The 13,237-nt window shown below is 58.7% G+C and carries 15 protein-coding genes; 7 read left to right on the top strand and 8 right to left on the bottom strand.

Translation table 11 applies throughout. The features are described from left to right. Positions 1 to 76: 76 nt before the first annotated feature. Positions 77 to 439 (bottom strand): hypothetical protein, encoded by a 363-nt coding sequence (locus AC1DX4_RS24335; protein WP_477222723.1) that lies wholly within the window; start codon positions 437 to 439, stop codon positions 77 to 79. Positions 440 to 619: 180 nt separating this feature from the next. Here AC1DX4_RS24335 and AC1DX4_RS24330 point away from each other — a divergent pair, with 180 nt between their 5' ends. Beyond that, entirely contained in the window at positions 620 to 922 is a 303-nt protein-coding gene (locus AC1DX4_RS24330) for a hypothetical protein (RefSeq protein WP_477222722.1), read from the top strand. A 268-nt stretch (positions 923 to 1,190) separates the two neighbouring features. Here the strand turns inward: AC1DX4_RS24330 and AC1DX4_RS24325 are convergent, their stop codons facing one another. After that, complete coding sequence (locus tag AC1DX4_RS24325; RefSeq protein ID WP_477222721.1) at positions 1,191 to 1,895, bottom strand: XRE family transcriptional regulator; 705 nt, start codon at positions 1,893 to 1,895, stop codon at positions 1,191 to 1,193. 74 nt (positions 1,896 to 1,969) lie between these two features. On the opposite strand from AC1DX4_RS24325, the gene AC1DX4_RS24320 reads away from it, so the two are divergent. Beyond that, a complete protein-coding gene (locus AC1DX4_RS24320) occupies positions 1,970 to 2,353 on the top strand; it encodes a hypothetical protein (protein ID WP_477222720.1) in 384 nt (127 codons plus the stop codon). Between the two features lie 132 nt (positions 2,354 to 2,485). Next, the gene (locus AC1DX4_RS24315) at positions 2,486 to 3,097 is read left to right on the top strand and encodes a GcrA family cell cycle regulator (protein WP_477222719.1); all 612 of its coding nucleotides are present in this window, start codon (positions 2,486 to 2,488) and stop codon (positions 3,095 to 3,097) included. Between the two features lie 55 nt (positions 3,098 to 3,152). On the opposite strand, the gene AC1DX4_RS24310 is transcribed toward AC1DX4_RS24315, so the two are convergent. Both AC1DX4_RS24310 and AC1DX4_RS24305 read right to left on the bottom strand, forming a co-directional pair. Next, positions 3,153 to 3,461: a DUF982 domain-containing protein gene (locus AC1DX4_RS24310; RefSeq protein WP_477222946.1), complete on the bottom strand. Its 309-nt coding sequence runs from the start codon at positions 3,459 to 3,461 to the stop codon at positions 3,153 to 3,155. Positions 3,462 to 3,560: 99 nt separating this feature from the next. Beyond that, a complete protein-coding gene (locus AC1DX4_RS24305; RefSeq protein ID WP_477222718.1) occupies positions 3,561 to 3,842 on the bottom strand; it encodes a DUF982 domain-containing protein in 282 nt (93 codons plus the stop codon). Between the two features lie 92 nt (positions 3,843 to 3,934). Here AC1DX4_RS24305 and AC1DX4_RS24300 point away from each other — a divergent pair, with 92 nt between their 5' ends. The 4 genes from AC1DX4_RS24300 (at position 3,935) to AC1DX4_RS24285 (ending at position 6,709) form a co-directional block, all read left to right on the top strand. Further along, positions 3,935 to 4,501 carry a YdaU family protein gene (locus tag AC1DX4_RS24300; RefSeq protein WP_477222717.1) on the top strand — a complete coding sequence of 189 codons (567 nt, stop codon included), beginning with the start codon at positions 3,935 to 3,937 and terminating at the stop codon, positions 4,499 to 4,501. Further along, on the top strand, positions 4,498 to 4,875 hold the full coding sequence (locus AC1DX4_RS24295; RefSeq protein ID WP_477222716.1) for a hypothetical protein: 378 nt from the start codon (positions 4,498 to 4,500) through the stop codon (positions 4,873 to 4,875). Before AC1DX4_RS24300 ends, AC1DX4_RS24295 begins: the two co-directional genes overlap by 4 nt. Positions 4,876 to 5,053: 178 nt before the next feature. After that, positions 5,054 to 5,647, top strand: coding sequence for a DUF6456 domain-containing protein (locus tag AC1DX4_RS24290; RefSeq protein ID WP_477222715.1), 594 nt, complete (start codon positions 5,054 to 5,056; stop codon positions 5,645 to 5,647). A gap of 69 nt (positions 5,648 to 5,716) precedes the next feature. Continuing rightward, positions 5,717 to 6,709: an HNH endonuclease gene (locus AC1DX4_RS24285; protein WP_477222714.1), complete on the top strand. Its 993-nt coding sequence runs from the start codon at positions 5,717 to 5,719 to the stop codon at positions 6,707 to 6,709. Positions 6,710 to 6,757: 48 nt separating this feature from the next. Here the strand turns inward: AC1DX4_RS24285 and AC1DX4_RS24280 are convergent, their stop codons facing one another. The 4 genes from AC1DX4_RS24280 to AC1DX4_RS24265 all read right to left on the bottom strand — a co-directional run bounded on the left by AC1DX4_RS24280 (position 6,758) and on the right by AC1DX4_RS24265 (position 13,158). Further along, entirely contained in the window at positions 6,758 to 8,512 is a 1,755-nt protein-coding gene (locus AC1DX4_RS24280; RefSeq protein ID WP_477222713.1) for a response regulator receiver domain, read from the bottom strand. After that, positions 8,502 to 11,483 carry an ATP-binding protein gene (locus tag AC1DX4_RS24275; RefSeq protein WP_477222712.1) on the bottom strand — a complete coding sequence of 994 codons (2,982 nt, stop codon included), beginning with the start codon at positions 11,481 to 11,483 and terminating at the stop codon, positions 8,502 to 8,504. The genes AC1DX4_RS24280 and AC1DX4_RS24275 overlap by 11 nt, the downstream gene beginning before the upstream one ends. Continuing rightward, positions 11,480 to 12,586, bottom strand: coding sequence for a DNA cytosine methyltransferase (locus AC1DX4_RS24270; protein ID WP_477222711.1), 1,107 nt, complete (start codon positions 12,584 to 12,586; stop codon positions 11,480 to 11,482). The genes AC1DX4_RS24275 and AC1DX4_RS24270 overlap by 4 nt, the downstream gene beginning before the upstream one ends. Before the next feature lie 89 nt (positions 12,587 to 12,675). Next, entirely contained in the window at positions 12,676 to 13,158 is a 483-nt protein-coding gene (locus AC1DX4_RS24265) for a very short patch repair endonuclease (protein ID WP_477222710.1), read from the bottom strand. Positions 13,159 to 13,237: the final 79 nt, after the last annotated feature.

Here is a 13,237-nt window from a genome sequence, read left to right as displayed (position 1 = left end):
CAATCAGCGCAGCAATCCGACGGAATCAGGGCCGGCGCGGCGCCAGGCCAGCCGGGTGGTCAAGATGCGAAGCGCCTCAGGCCGCATCGCGCGCCCACAGGCGGTGGCCGTAGCGGCGGAAGAAGCGCGCTACAAGACGCTGCTGCCTTGCCCTGACGAGGTCGGGCAGGCGACGCTCCTGGCGCCAGCGCGGCATGTTGCGCCAGCAGGCGATGAAGCGGGCGGTGTCCTCGATGGCTTCTTCCGCAGACAGCGCCGGGTCGATCGCGGCCAGGAACAGCAGCTCCGACTGCTTCAACGCGTCGATAACGGCCTTGCGCCTGAAATGGTCGTGGCGGGCCTGCGCAATGCCGTTGCGGCGGATCGCCTGGAAGGCTTCGAGCAAAGCAGGGCTGTCGCCGGTGTAACCGCAGGCGCGGGCGAAATCGGCGGCATCCATCACTGCTCCCGGGTCTGATGCGGCGAATTCCCTGCCGACTCATATTTGCGAGTATATATAAGCATAACTCAAAACGTGCAGAAGGGAAACTTTTGGGAAAGTGTTAAAACGGCGACTCGACTCCTGGCTCGAAACGCAGGAATATAAGAACAAATCACGAACAAAAGGCGAGCAGGGGCGATGGTATTACCGGGCAAGGAAGCAGTAATCGCGCAGGTCGCCTCAATCTCGGTCGAATGCGCCGATTGCGGCCGCAACAGGTGGTGGCGGCCCGACCAGCTGAAGCGGTTCGGGGTGAATGGCAACACGCCGCTGGCCTCCTTGTCGGGGCGCATCGTCTGCTCGGCCTGCCGCGCCGACGGGCTGCCGGGCACGGCGGTGTCGATCCAGGCGGCGTTCATCGACGAGCGCCAGCGCGTGCGCAGCGAAGCGCAGATGCTGAGCGACCGCGAGGTGTTGGTGGAGGAGTCGAGGCGGGCTTGAGGGGGAGCGCCGGCGCTGGTTTTTCCTTCTCCCCTTGTGGGGTGAGAAGCGGTCCGCGTTAGCGGACGAAAAGCCAATTGCTTGGCTTTTCGAGGTTCGAACGCCCTGAGCCTGCGAAGGGCGGGGTGGAGCACGATCCACCTGCCGGGTCCCCGCTGCTTCGCAGCGTCCCGGCGTTCGCCGACCTTTCATCGTGCCACTGGCACGATGAATTCGCTTCGCGAACCGGTCGCTCAACCCCACAAGGGGAGAAGGGAAGAAGCGCTCCTCAATACCCCAGCAATTCCTTCAGCGGTATAACCCGCCAGACATGCTTGATCGCGTAGCGGTTGAAGGTCAGCGTCTTCGGCGGATTGTACTGCTCGACCACCAGCTCGCCCGCCGTGCGCTTGACCAGCTTCTTGATGAAGGCCTTGCCGTTGCGCTCGTTTTCTTCCGGAAACGTCTCGATCACGACATGGTCGCCGGGCACCGCGTCGCGGCCGCCGCAATAGATGAGGTCGCCGGGTTCGTAGCGCGGCACCATGGAGTCGCTCAGCACATGCAGCGCGAACACCTTTGGCAGGTTGCGAACGCCGGGCGGGCGCTGGACGTAACCGGCCGGCTCGCCGTTGAAGGTGAAGTCGCCATCATCGCCGCCGACCGCGGCGCCCAGCACCTCGATATCCATTGAGCCGGCGGGCAGCGGGCCGGCATCGGTGACGATCTCGGCATCGGCGACCGGGCCGGCATCGTCGAGGAAGACGACCTGCCCTTGGCCCAGTGCTACAGGGTCGACGCGCAGGAAGGCCGCGGTCTTCAACAGGTTCTCGGTCTTAGGCAGATTGCGGCCGGTTTCCCAATTGCCGACGGCGGCGACATCGGTGTCGTTGTGCTCGGCAATGTGGCGCATGACCAGCCCGCGCTGCTTGCGCGCCTGGCGGATCGCCGCCCCGACCTTGATCGACAGTTCCGTTTTGGCCATGGCGCCCATGTGAGCGATGAAAGCGGCTCTCGTCTATGAAAGAATGGCTTGCATTTACTTTTGAGTTATGCTTATATCTGGTCATGCATAACCTGTCCAGCTTTCATGGCGCCGAAGCGCCGGCCTTCTGTGAGGCCCATCCGGCGACTGAGGTTGCCACGCATTCCCTTCCGTCCCGGCCGTCCTCCTCCCTGGCCGGGGCGAAGCCCGAGCGCCTTGATGCCTCGGGTCCGGCCCGCCTGTCACCGGCGGCCGGAACGGCCGGAGCCGCCGCTCCCCGCGGCTCCGGCCCCCAATTCGATCGGCACGCTGCCGGTCCCTACGCGCGCTCCTGCATCCGCACGCAGGACGGCACCGTCATCCTGTTCGAGCCGATGATGGGCAGGGCGGTTTCCGCCCCCGACAGGAAGACCGCCGAGGCGCGGCTGGCGCGCCTGACCGCCGGGCATTCGATCCGCTCCGGCTGATCCGGCCCGCGGAGCCGGCTTTCGCACCGAACACCCTGACCGTGCCCCCGAGCGGGCCCGAACCCTGACGCCTGGCCGACGGTGCGCTCTCTCAAGTGCTGCCGAAGGCGCACCCTTGGATGGAGCCTAGACATGGCAAGCTACAGCGACGCCGAATTGCAAGAGATCGCCCGCTGGCTGAAGGACGGGCTTTCGGCCTCGAGGATCGCGGCGGCGTTCAGCGCGCTGCGCGGCAGCCCGGTGTCGCGCAACGCCATTATCGGCATCGTCCACCGCAACGCCATGCTGGGCGCGATCGGCTTTGCCAATGGCCGGGGGATGCCGCCGGTCGCCACGCAAGCCGCCGGGGAGCGGGCAATGCGCAAGCCAGTGGCCGCAAAGCCGGCAAACGGCAAGGCCGCTGCGGAAAAGCGCGCCAGCGTGCATACCGCCGAGGGCACCGTCCTGCGCAAGAACAAAGCCAGGCGCGACTCTTCGCCGGCCTGGCTGCCGCCGCGGCTGTTCGTGCGCGAAATGGGAGTGCTGATCGCCGATGGCGAAGCCTATCGTTTCAAGGTGCCGGCGCCGCCGCGCGGACCAATTGGGCGCCAGCCGCATGGCGTGGCGATGCGCTTCATCGACTGCCTGTTTTCCCGCTGCCGCGCGCCGCTCGATCTACGCTTGAGGAGAATCCGGAGAACGACGCGACAGGCGGCCGGCCCGGCGCCGACATGCTGTGCTGCGGCATGCGCACAAGGGCGCTGAAAAGCTACTGCAGCTACCATCAGGCGCGGTTTCAGAGGCGGGTTTGCGCGTGAGCCTATTTCGGTATCTGCCGACCCTGCTTCGGCATGCGGCTCTGCACGCTGCGTGCCTCCAGCCTCATAGCTGGGCCACCCTCTGCAACCAGAACCCCGGCGACGCGGGCAAAGCCGGTGAACACTTTTATCGCGTCGGATTCCGATATCTGCGCCGCGATTGCGGCACTGCAGGCGTTGAGCGCGCTGCGGTAGACGTGGCCGCGCCGCTCGACCGGCCAGCGCTGCAGAAAATCGGCGGCATCGCTGACGCTGTCGATCTCCTCGACATGCCCGTCCATGCTGACTTTAAGCGGCACTCCGGTTTTCATTGTACCCACGGCGTTCACCTTCAATCTCGGCGCGGCCTTAAAGCCCGCGCTTATAAACGCATGAGGCCGTCGCGCGGTTGCATCGCCGTCGCGACGATATCACGGGTTGGCGGCGGCATCGAGCCATTCATGCGCACGGCTTCTCGGCCTGGGCACCAATATGCCTTGCTGCCTGGCGGTCTTGCTGAAGGCGTCGAATGCGGTGCGCGGGCAGCAGGTACCCTCGACCGCCAGCCTGACCAGCCTTGCGGCATCGAGATAGCTGGGCGCGGTCTTGTCGGGCCATTGCTGGCGCAGCGCGGTCTCGGCATCGGCCACCGAGCCGACCAGCATGGTCTTGTTGTCGCAAAAGCGCAGCGTAATCGGCATGAAAGCCGTCATGGGCGAACCTCCCCTTGGATTGGTCGCGGCATAACGTCCGGACCTGCGGCTGGTTCCATTAGCTGGCGTGTAAGAATGGCGTTGAACGCAGCATGAGCGAGCGCCCCTTCATGCAGCTCTACGTCTCCGATTTCGTCGGCGACACGTTGCAGCTCTCCACCGAACAGATCGGCGCCTACATGCTGATCCTGATGGCGATGTGGAACGCCGGCGGCCGGCTGCCCGACGACGACGCCAAGCTCGCGCGGGTTGCGCGGCTGACCTTGAAAAGATGGCGCGCCATCAGCGCCGATCTGTTGACCTTCTTCGAGTGCGAGGGCGGCGAGATCGGCCACAAGAGGCTGACCAAAGAGCTGCACAAGGCGCAGGTCAAAAGCGAGGCGAGGGCCGCCGCCGGGGCACGCGGCGGCGCCGCCACCGCGTTGAAAACAAAGGTCGATGCGTCGGCAAATGCCGGTGCTTTGCCGCAGCATTTTCCAGACTCCAGAAACCAGAGTGAAAAGGCTGACGCCTTTTCCCGGGAAAAGGCCGGGCGTTTTTCCCACACAGGTAAAAACAGAACAGATCCGCGGTCTTCGGGGGAAGAAACCCGGCTGGCAGTGGCCGAAAACCCATACCGACGCCGCCAACGCCATCATCGAGGAGATCCGCAGCCATGACCGCAGCCGAACTGCAGCAGGCGACGAAGGCGCTGGCGGCGATGTTCTCATGCTTCCCGCAATCCGCCCTGACTGATGTCGAGATGCAGATGCGCGGCTATCTCGGCGCGGTGCGTGACGCCGAGCTTGCCGATTTGCAGGCTGCCATCCAGCGCTTCGTGCGCGGCGAGGTGAAAAGCGGCAACGCCCAGTTCTGTCCGTCGAGCGCCCAGCTCTGCATCGAGGTGCGGGAGCGGCGGGTGATGCGCGAGCTGATGGCGCGGCGGGTGGCCTCACAAGTCTTGGGTTCCTCGCCCCCACGCAGTGGGGGAGAGGTGGCCCGGCGAAGCCGGGACGGAGAGGGGGACGCCCTCAACCAAGCCAAAGCCGGTTGAGGATGGAGCACGAGATCACTTGTTTCGCCGTGTCGCCTTCTCGTCGACCGTCGGCGCTGCCCCCGCTCCGTCTCGGGCTTCGCCCGATCCACCTCTCCCCCGCGTTGCGGGGGCGAGGAACCCAAGTCCTGTAAGGCCGAGCCTCCATCCAGAACTACGCAACCCAAGGAACCACCCCATGCCCAAAAAGACCAGAGCCGCCAAACCGCAGGCGCCGAAACTCCCCAAGGGCGAGGCCGAGCAGGTGCGCATCCGCCGCGAGGTCGGCCATGATTTCGCGCTCAGCGACGACGCCTTCGGCCGCAAGCGCCTGGCCGCCGGCACGGCTGAAGCGCGGCGCGTCTACGAGGTGTCGAATGACGGCTACACCTCCACCGGCGGCATTGTGCGGGTGCGCACCATCGATCCGCTCGTCGGCATCACCTCGCTGTCGCGCCAGCAGCGCGAGGCCGGCCAGCGCTACCGCGAGGACTTCCAGTGCAGCCACCAGGCCAGCGTCAAACCGATGCGCTGGAGCGAACGCGTCGACGGCGGCCGCCATGGCGGTGGCATCGCCGACAGCGTCCTCGATGCCGGCCGCGCCCACGCCGCCGCCACCAGGGCGCTGGGGCACTGGGAGGTCGCGGCGGTGGCGCAAAAAGTCTGCTGCGTGGGGGAGTCGGTCAAAGGCGTGGCGGAACAGACAGGCGAGGGCAGGGACGTGGTGACGAAGCTGCTGAAAGTCGGGCTGGATCTGCTGGCGGTGCATTATGGGATGATGATGGGGAGGTGAGGGCGCCTTGAACAGGTCGACAGCCTAGCCTAGAACTTGGTCGACAATTGCCTCTAGCATTTCATCACGATGGCGCAGTTTTGGTGGGTCAATCATAATCAAACAGCCCGCCAAGAGATTGATGGGCAGTACCTCTGGTCTCCGAAAACTGAAAGCAACGGCGCGCGCAGCGAGTTCTATAACAACATGCGTCGAGCCACGCCCGGCGATCTAGTCATGTCGTTCTTCGATCAAGCCATACGCTATGTCGGCCGAGTGGCTGAGTTCGCCTTTACAGCGCCTAAGCCGCCCGAATTCAAGGAAGCTGGATCTTATTGGAACCAGGAAGGCTGGCTTCTCCCTGTATTCTGGACACCGCTTTTGCCGCCGGTGCGCCCGAAGGCATTGATAAATGTGCTGGGGCCGCTTTTGCCCGCCAAGTATTCACCAATTAATGCCAGCTCCGGATCTGGCAATCAAAAGGCCTACTTGGCAAGTGTCTCGCCTGAGGTGTTTCAAACGATCGTCGATGGCGCGGCCTTTGACGGCGCCGCTCTGGCGCGTGGCGGTGCCAACAGCCTTACCTTTGAAGTAGTCAATGAACTGCTAGAAAACGCAGTTGAGCGTCGGATCAAGGAAGATCTCACCCTTGAGGACACCGTTAAGAAAAGCGTGATTCAAGCGCGGCGCGGCCAGGGGAAATTTCGTGCGAATGTTGAAACTATCGAGCGCTCGTGCCGGCTTACTGGCGTCACCAATCCGTCGCTTCTGATCGCCAGCCATATCAAGCCTTGGCGCTTGTGCACATCTGCGCAGGAGCGACTCGATGGCATGAATGGCCTGTTGCTCACGCCAGACGCCGATCACCTGTTTGACCGTGGGTTCATCAGTTTTGGCGACGAAGGCGAGGTTCTTGTCTCCTCACGTGTCGACAAAACAGATTTGCAACGTCTCGGGTTCGAGCAGTTGGCAATGCAGCGCTTTGGTTTCGCCGAAGCCCCCGTCGTCTGGTGTACAGGGACCTTCAGCCCGTCGCAGCAAGGCTATCTAGCACATCATCGTGCAGATGTTTTCGTGTCTTAACGAAGCCCAGTCTCGATGACGATCCGCCCGTATTGTCGGCGGTTCCGGTTAGACGAAATCCAAGCCAATGCGAGTTAACGACCCCCCAAGGCGCTGGACAAGATTTAGCGCATATTCGTATCGCAATTGGGAGACCACTTGCGCCTCCCGTTTCCGCTGCTTCAACCCCCTCGTACCCTTCTCTGTCACGAATACCTCGAATTTAAAGTCATTCGAGAACTCTCCACGCTTGTCTGCGTAGAGCATGTGCCAACCAGGCGCTGAAACGTCGTTTGAAGGATTGTTAAAGCAGAAGCACTTCACGGTGTCGGCTATCCGAAGAAAGATGTAGCGGTTTGTTTGGACGTCTTTGGGGGTCTTACCTTCGGCTATGGGAACTAGCTTAACCGCCATAAAGGGCAACCTCTCACCAAAAATCGCCACTCGGGCCGGTGATAGCTGAGCTGGAACTGTGTCGCATGCCGGAGACACACATACCCAGTAATCTTGATCAATTACGAATACGTGACCTGTTGTCAGGTGCCAACCGTGAGGCGGCTGGCTACTCACAAAGGCGTTGTGCTCATACTCGGCTTTCCGCTGATCCAGAGGACTCGTTAGATCGATATTAAAGTGCTCTTTGCTTAACTCCTCCGGTCCGCCTGCTCTTGCCTCGGCTTCGATCAACCGACTTGCAAAATCTTCGACCCGGCGAAGAATCCCGTTCATAAGCTGCTCGGAGTGTCTGGCGACACTCTCAGCTATAAGCCATCGACGGTCCGCCCCACTCGCGGCGAGAAGCCGCCTATACCAGTGCGCTAGGGCATGTAGATTATCGAGGGCAGCGCTCTGCGCCATGACACCGTACTCATCCATCTCGGCACGTAGCTTGGCTAGAAACAGCCTGGACGGCTGAGGCTTCCAAGCGTTTAACGCTTCCAACAGCTCCGACAAGAGGTCATCCTCGTTATTCTTTTGCGAAAATGCAATGAATACAGAATTTGTTTTGATATACTTGTTGCTAACGTAATCCCATTCAATCTGTGAAGGCGAATCTAAGTTCAATCGTGCGCAAAGACCTGATTCGGTCTGTTGTAGCAGATATCGCAAAACCAACTTTCGGTCATCGGTTTGCCATTGCAGCTGGTCGCACTCCGCCCTGAACGCGGAGTAAGGCTGCTGGGAGTTGCCCATAGTCCGAAGGTAGGTAGTTTGGAAATGTCTCGCGTGCACGTACTGATCAACACCTACGCTTTTAGCAAGGCGCTGGCTGATCCCTTCAACGGCGTCTTCGCTGTCGATGAGTAAAGTTTTCGCTCGTTGTACTTCAGCGGTGTCGAGGCGGGTTTCAAGCGGCGACATAAGCGAAATAAGCGTTTCGCGGAAGACCATCTCCAGGTCTTCGCTTGTGTGTACGACGACCAGATTGAAATGATCATTGCGCATAAGGCTTCGGATGATTTCGATAGCCAGCGCCCCGTCGCCGGGTTTCGCTTTGTCGAGCTGGTAGTCAAGAACAAGAAGATCCGACTGATGTAGATGGGAAGCTATTTTTACCTCTGCGCCCGACGATACGTTTGTGCCGTCATGGATGTCGACCAGAAGAGCGCGCCCGGGAATTCTGAAGCTCGCGATGACTTTCTTTATGCGAGCAGGATCTTTGTACCAATCCTTGGTCTTCGGATGTTCTCTCTGCTCACTTCTTGCGATCTCGGCGTCAAGCATTTCGTCGAAAGTGGGGTAGTCGTCGTCCACGATCAAAACCGAACGAATCGGCTTCACGAAAGCTTCTTTCACAAAGGCCGAGTAGTGTTCACCGGCCATCGAACTCAGCACCCCTAAATGAAATAAGGAAGTTGGCACCTTTTAGCGGCATTTCCGCAACGACTGGCTCGTATCGTATCCTGTGGCCTCCAGCTGCCAGATTGGCTCTGGCGAGATACAATCCCACCCCGCGACCGCCTCGCGCCTTCTTTGTGAAGAAAAGGCTGAAAAGGCTTCCTACGTCCTCGGGGTCCACCCCAGGACCACTGTCGGAAATGACAACCTCGTCACCAATAACATCAATCAATATGCGACGCTCCCCCTCTGACGCCGTTCCCACCCAGTAGATGCTGTTGTTCAACAGATTAATGAACACTGGGTAGAGTCGTGATTGCTGATCGTAGATCCGAAGAGATCGGAATTTGGCGCTAACGTCTAGAGTTATCTTATTCTTGGCTAGATTAAGTTTGAAGAATTCGGAAAGATATTCGCCGATCTCGGCGCCGGTGATCCAACGCTGAATGCGCTGCCCAGCGAGCCTCAAGGGCGATAGGAACCTTAGCTGATCTGTAAGGCCGTCGTAGCCGAACTCAATGTCTTGCACGGCTTTGCTGTTGCGCACTTCGTCGGGAAGCTTGCGGAGGGCCGAGCCAATGATATCATCGTAGGCCTGCAACTCATGCCCTACGATCTCCACAGCGATCCCAAGTTGGGCTAGGCTGTTGAGTCGTTCAAGCTCTACTCGAAGGTCGCTTAGTTCCTCCATTCCAAACGACGCTAGGTGTTCAAGATCGATGCTTTCCTTCAGGCTTTCAAGCGCGCCAATGTAAGGACCAAATATTTCGATATTTTCGAGATCTGTTTCCTCCTTCATTCTATCCAAAAGCTTGGAGGTTGCTGAGTACGTCAACTCGCCCCTGTCAAACCTAGCGAGAAGTGGGGAGGCCTCGTTGTGGAAGTGTTTGTTGCGGTGACTGACTAGGTCTCGGAGTCGCTCGAACTCGCCCCGCTGTAATGTGTCGACTGAGCGTTTCCATTGCTGGATACGATGATGGATCTGCGCCGCGTTCCGCGCGATCTGACGCTCCAGCAGGACGCGCGGTTGTGCCGGACTGATCCGTTCGACTTGTTCGTCTAGATTCGTTGTGATCGCAGCCAGTAGAGTGGTGGTGGTTCGCATATTGTCGCGGTAGTCAGAATATGTTTCCTCCAGCGGACCAAGCGACTTGGGTGCCCCTGGTAAGCGAAGATCGGAGGCCCTCTCCCGAAAAACCTCGAGCTGCTGCTGCGCAGGTCCAATTTCGTTCTCGTTGCGGATCGAGAGGTTCTGTGCAAACGCTTCCATCTCTTTGTTGAAGCGAGGAAGTTCGCCTGAGACCGTTTGAAGCTTTGTGCGGAACTCCCTTCGTTGACGTTGGCGCAGTTTATTTCGCGCTTCGCCAGCTTTCTCAGCCTTGTTGGAAGCTTTGATCTGGGGCAGCACTTCCTCTCGAATATCGGAATCGGAGCCGAAGTATCGCCGTGCGGATAGACGGAGGATATTTGAAACAAGAACCTTCAAGGTCTTGGCTGCTCGATTGTCGAGGAGCCCTTCACGTCCCGCTTTGTCCTTTAGGTTGGAATTGGCATCACGCCGGATAGCAAGGCGACCGAACATCTGACGATGGTTCCAGAACTCCCGGCCGGCATTTTTGCTGCGCCTTGATTCGATCTCGAAAAAATCATTGTCGGTTCGGCCATAGGGAAGCACTCTTAGGCCGTCTCGAAACATCATGAAGCCTGAGTAGCGCTCAGCTAATTCCTGAAAGCGCTGAAACTCCATGCGAGGCAGCGTCGTGTTGCTGGCCTGGAATTCCATCGACGCAATATAGAGCTCGAAGGGGCCGACCTCGGTGTCTGCTCGACGCGGAATCGCAAGATCCTTCGGCGGGTCGATGACGCATGGTTCAGTTACCCATTTGCCGAACGCTTTTACCCTGCCAGTAAAGACCCCTCCCGAATCGACAGTGCCAACGAGTTGATGTTCCATCCCGTCGAGAAGACGGCGATCAAATTGCTTTTCCGAACCCACTATAAGTCGAGGAGTGGGGCCGTCCCACGCGCGAACAAAGTAGGAGAATTCTAGTTGGCTCGCCGCCGACCCTCTTTCGGTAGGTTCTAGGAAAGGATCAACGAAACTCGATAACGTTTCAAAGAAACGTTCGCGCGCAGCCCTGGCTGACGAATCGGCTACCGCTTCGTCCAATTCGACGCGCAGGTCATAGTTAATGTGCGCGACCATCAAAGCGGTGCCGTGGTCAGAATCGCCCGACCAAACCGGCCATTGGGCAAGATGTCTCTCGCCAAAGGAAATACTAGTGATCGTGGAAAGGATCTCTTCGGACGGAGGCCCGAGCTTGTTCGTGACTCCGGTCGCATGTTCAGTCTCGTAGAGCTGATCGTAGGCTCGCCATGCAGCAGTTAGCCGAGCCTTACGAAGGTTGTCTTCACCCCCAGTAACATTTTGTGCCAGACCCTCGCCAAGTTCGGGCAGTATGCTGAGAAGCTCTTCCTTCTTCTCGAATTCCGTTACCGGAATATAAACATCCCCAAGATTAATGAATGGATTTTCGAATAGGCGCCAGTCCAGTAACGCCGCAACGAAGGGTTGCGATCTGCGTTTCGATACTAGAAGCAGAATTGGCCCAAGGTTGGCACACGAAAGGCGGCCAATGCCCTTCTGACCCTGTCTTGCTCTTTGTCGTAGGCCATTGCGATCTACGAATGGCGTATGATCGACCGTTGCTTTGGACTCTGTTCCGACGACAAGCCAGCGCTCTTCGAATTCACGTCTGTTCATTCCATGGCCGTCGTCACTTATAACGGCGGTCGGCTCGTCTCCATCGTAAATATCGAGAGCCACATTTCTGGCATAGGCGTCGAATGCGTTTTTCCAGATCTCAGATATGGCGGTAGGGCAATCCGCTATCTGCTCACGCCCGAGATGGTCAACCGTCCGAGCTTTGGTCTGAAAGGCTAGGGTGGAGATCACGCGGGCTCTCGCTGCTGCGCATCTTTGCGAGCCTCGGCGCTCTCCTTCCGAGGAGTAAGAATCGGCTTGAGACGCTCAATAAGCAACTGGGCAAATGCAATAGGAACTGCGTTTCCGACTTGTTCGCCAGCCGCCATCAGTCCGCCCTCGAACACAAAGTTATCGGGAAAGGTCTGTATCCGTGCCGCCTGCCGGACGGTTATACCATGGTGGAGGGTCGGGTGCACAAAGCGGCCCTTTGATGGATTAATGCAAGCCGTCGTCATCGTGGGGGCCGGCTTGCTAGGGTCGATGCGGCCATAGACATCATTGTGACCGTCATGGTCAGCGTGGCAATTGAGAATGCGGCCCGAAACATGACGGCTTCCACCGTTGGGCGGCGTGTTTTCAAACGCCTCCAACAACTCTTTGCCGTGCTTCATGTGAATGTCATTAGGATCGCCCGCGTTGGCTGGGCGAAAAGCAGATTCGCATCCAATCCAGGACTTGAGATGGGGTTCTGTCCTGCGGAGCACTTCGCTCCCGTGCGTTTGCTTCGGAGGCCATACAAGATCGTCTCGTTCTACACCTCGGCGTACCCCGAGAATGAACACACGCTTTCGGCGTTGAGCGATCCCATAGTCGCGAGCGTCTAACACCACCGGTCTAAAAACTTCGTAGCCTGATTCAGCTCCCTTGGAGTAGAAGCGATCCAAAGCCGCTTTGTGTCGCGGCCACAGCATTCCAGGCACGTTCTCCATCAGGAAAACTCTAGGCGAGAATGCGCGCACGAAATCAAAATAGATATGGATGAGGTCATTTCGATCGTCAGCAACGCCAGCGTCATTTAGTCTATGCGTCGAAAAACCTTGGCAGGGCGGGCCGCCCAACAGTAAGTCACATGAAGCATTGCGACCGAATATCTCTCGGGCCAGCTTCGCAGGCGACAATTTGCGGATGTCTTCATCTCGAAGGACGAGCTTCGGCTCAAGAGCAGCGAAATTTTTTCGGTACGTTGAGGCTGCATTTTTGTTATGCTCAACAGCAAGTTTGATAGTCAGTCCTGCGTTGCGCGCTGCGAGAGAGAATCCACCAGCTCCCGCAAACAAATCAATGCAGTTCAACAATCTGCCGCTCCGTAACTGTGTTCACGGGCGGTCTTCACAAGTAGGCTCACGTAGCCGCTCCAAATCAATCTTAGCATTCTTTTGAGTTACAAGCGACTTATTTCGAGAGTCGTCCCCTGGGCATTCCCACGGAAGTTTGATTTGTTCGACGTCAAAATCGCGCCTTTGGTCAAAACCGAGTCCAGAATACCCCGGAGTCGACTTTCCGTACGCGTGTCACATTCCCAAATCACATGAACTTGCCATCCCATACTTTCTAAAGATGTAATCGCCTGAGCATCGCGCAATTGGTTCCGCTCGAATTTGGCGAGCCAGAAATCGATATTTGTGGACGGCGTCGACGATCGGTCGCAGCCTGGATGCCTATGCCAAAAACAGCCGTGGACGAAGATCGCAATCTTGTATCGAGGAAATATTAGATCGGGGGTGCCGGGGAGATCGTGACGATGGAGTCGGAAACGAAATCCAAGCGCATGGGCGAGCTTTCGCACTCTGATCTCCGGGGCGGTATCTCGCGACCGTACCTTTGACATCATCAACGATCGAGAAGAATTCCTTAGCGGGCTCAATGTGCTCCTCGACTACCATTCGCAAGGCCACCTTTGTGCCACGAGCAAATGTAGATTGCCAAGGCCAAGTTTCCTCCCC

The organism is Mesorhizobium sp. P3_A8, from assembly GCF_056402995.1.
This window is presented reverse-complemented; position numbering and strand designations above follow the sequence as displayed.

What these genes read in the sequence shown, in the direction of transcription:
- AC1DX4_RS24335 (WP_477222723.1), bottom strand. Translation starts at nt 439, where the DNA reads ATGGATGCCGCCGATTTCGCCCGCGCCTGCGGTTACACCGGCGACAGC.
- AC1DX4_RS24330 (WP_477222722.1), top strand. Translation starts at nt 620, where the DNA reads ATGGTATTACCGGGCAAGGAAGCAGTAATCGCGCAGGTCGCCTCAATC.
- AC1DX4_RS24325 (WP_477222721.1), bottom strand. Translation starts at nt 1,895, where the DNA reads ATGGGCGCCATGGCCAAAACGGAACTGTCGATCAAGGTCGGGGCGGCG.
- AC1DX4_RS24320 (WP_477222720.1), top strand. Translation starts at nt 1,970, where the DNA reads ATGCATAACCTGTCCAGCTTTCATGGCGCCGAAGCGCCGGCCTTCTGT.
- AC1DX4_RS24315 (WP_477222719.1), top strand. Translation starts at nt 2,486, where the DNA reads ATGGCAAGCTACAGCGACGCCGAATTGCAAGAGATCGCCCGCTGGCTG.
- AC1DX4_RS24310 (WP_477222946.1), bottom strand. Translation starts at nt 3,461, where the DNA reads ATGAAAACCGGAGTGCCGCTTAAAGTCAGCATGGACGGGCATGTCGAG.
- AC1DX4_RS24305 (WP_477222718.1), bottom strand. Translation starts at nt 3,842, where the DNA reads ATGACGGCTTTCATGCCGATTACGCTGCGCTTTTGCGACAACAAGACC.
- AC1DX4_RS24300 (WP_477222717.1), top strand. Translation starts at nt 3,935, where the DNA reads ATGAGCGAGCGCCCCTTCATGCAGCTCTACGTCTCCGATTTCGTCGGC.
- AC1DX4_RS24295 (WP_477222716.1), top strand. Translation starts at nt 4,498, where the DNA reads ATGACCGCAGCCGAACTGCAGCAGGCGACGAAGGCGCTGGCGGCGATG.
- AC1DX4_RS24290 (WP_477222715.1), top strand. Translation starts at nt 5,054, where the DNA reads ATGCCCAAAAAGACCAGAGCCGCCAAACCGCAGGCGCCGAAACTCCCC.
- AC1DX4_RS24285 (WP_477222714.1), top strand. Translation starts at nt 5,717, where the DNA reads ATGGCGCAGTTTTGGTGGGTCAATCATAATCAAACAGCCCGCCAAGAG.
- AC1DX4_RS24280 (WP_477222713.1), bottom strand. Translation starts at nt 8,512, where the DNA reads ATGGCCGGTGAACACTACTCGGCCTTTGTGAAAGAAGCTTTCGTGAAG.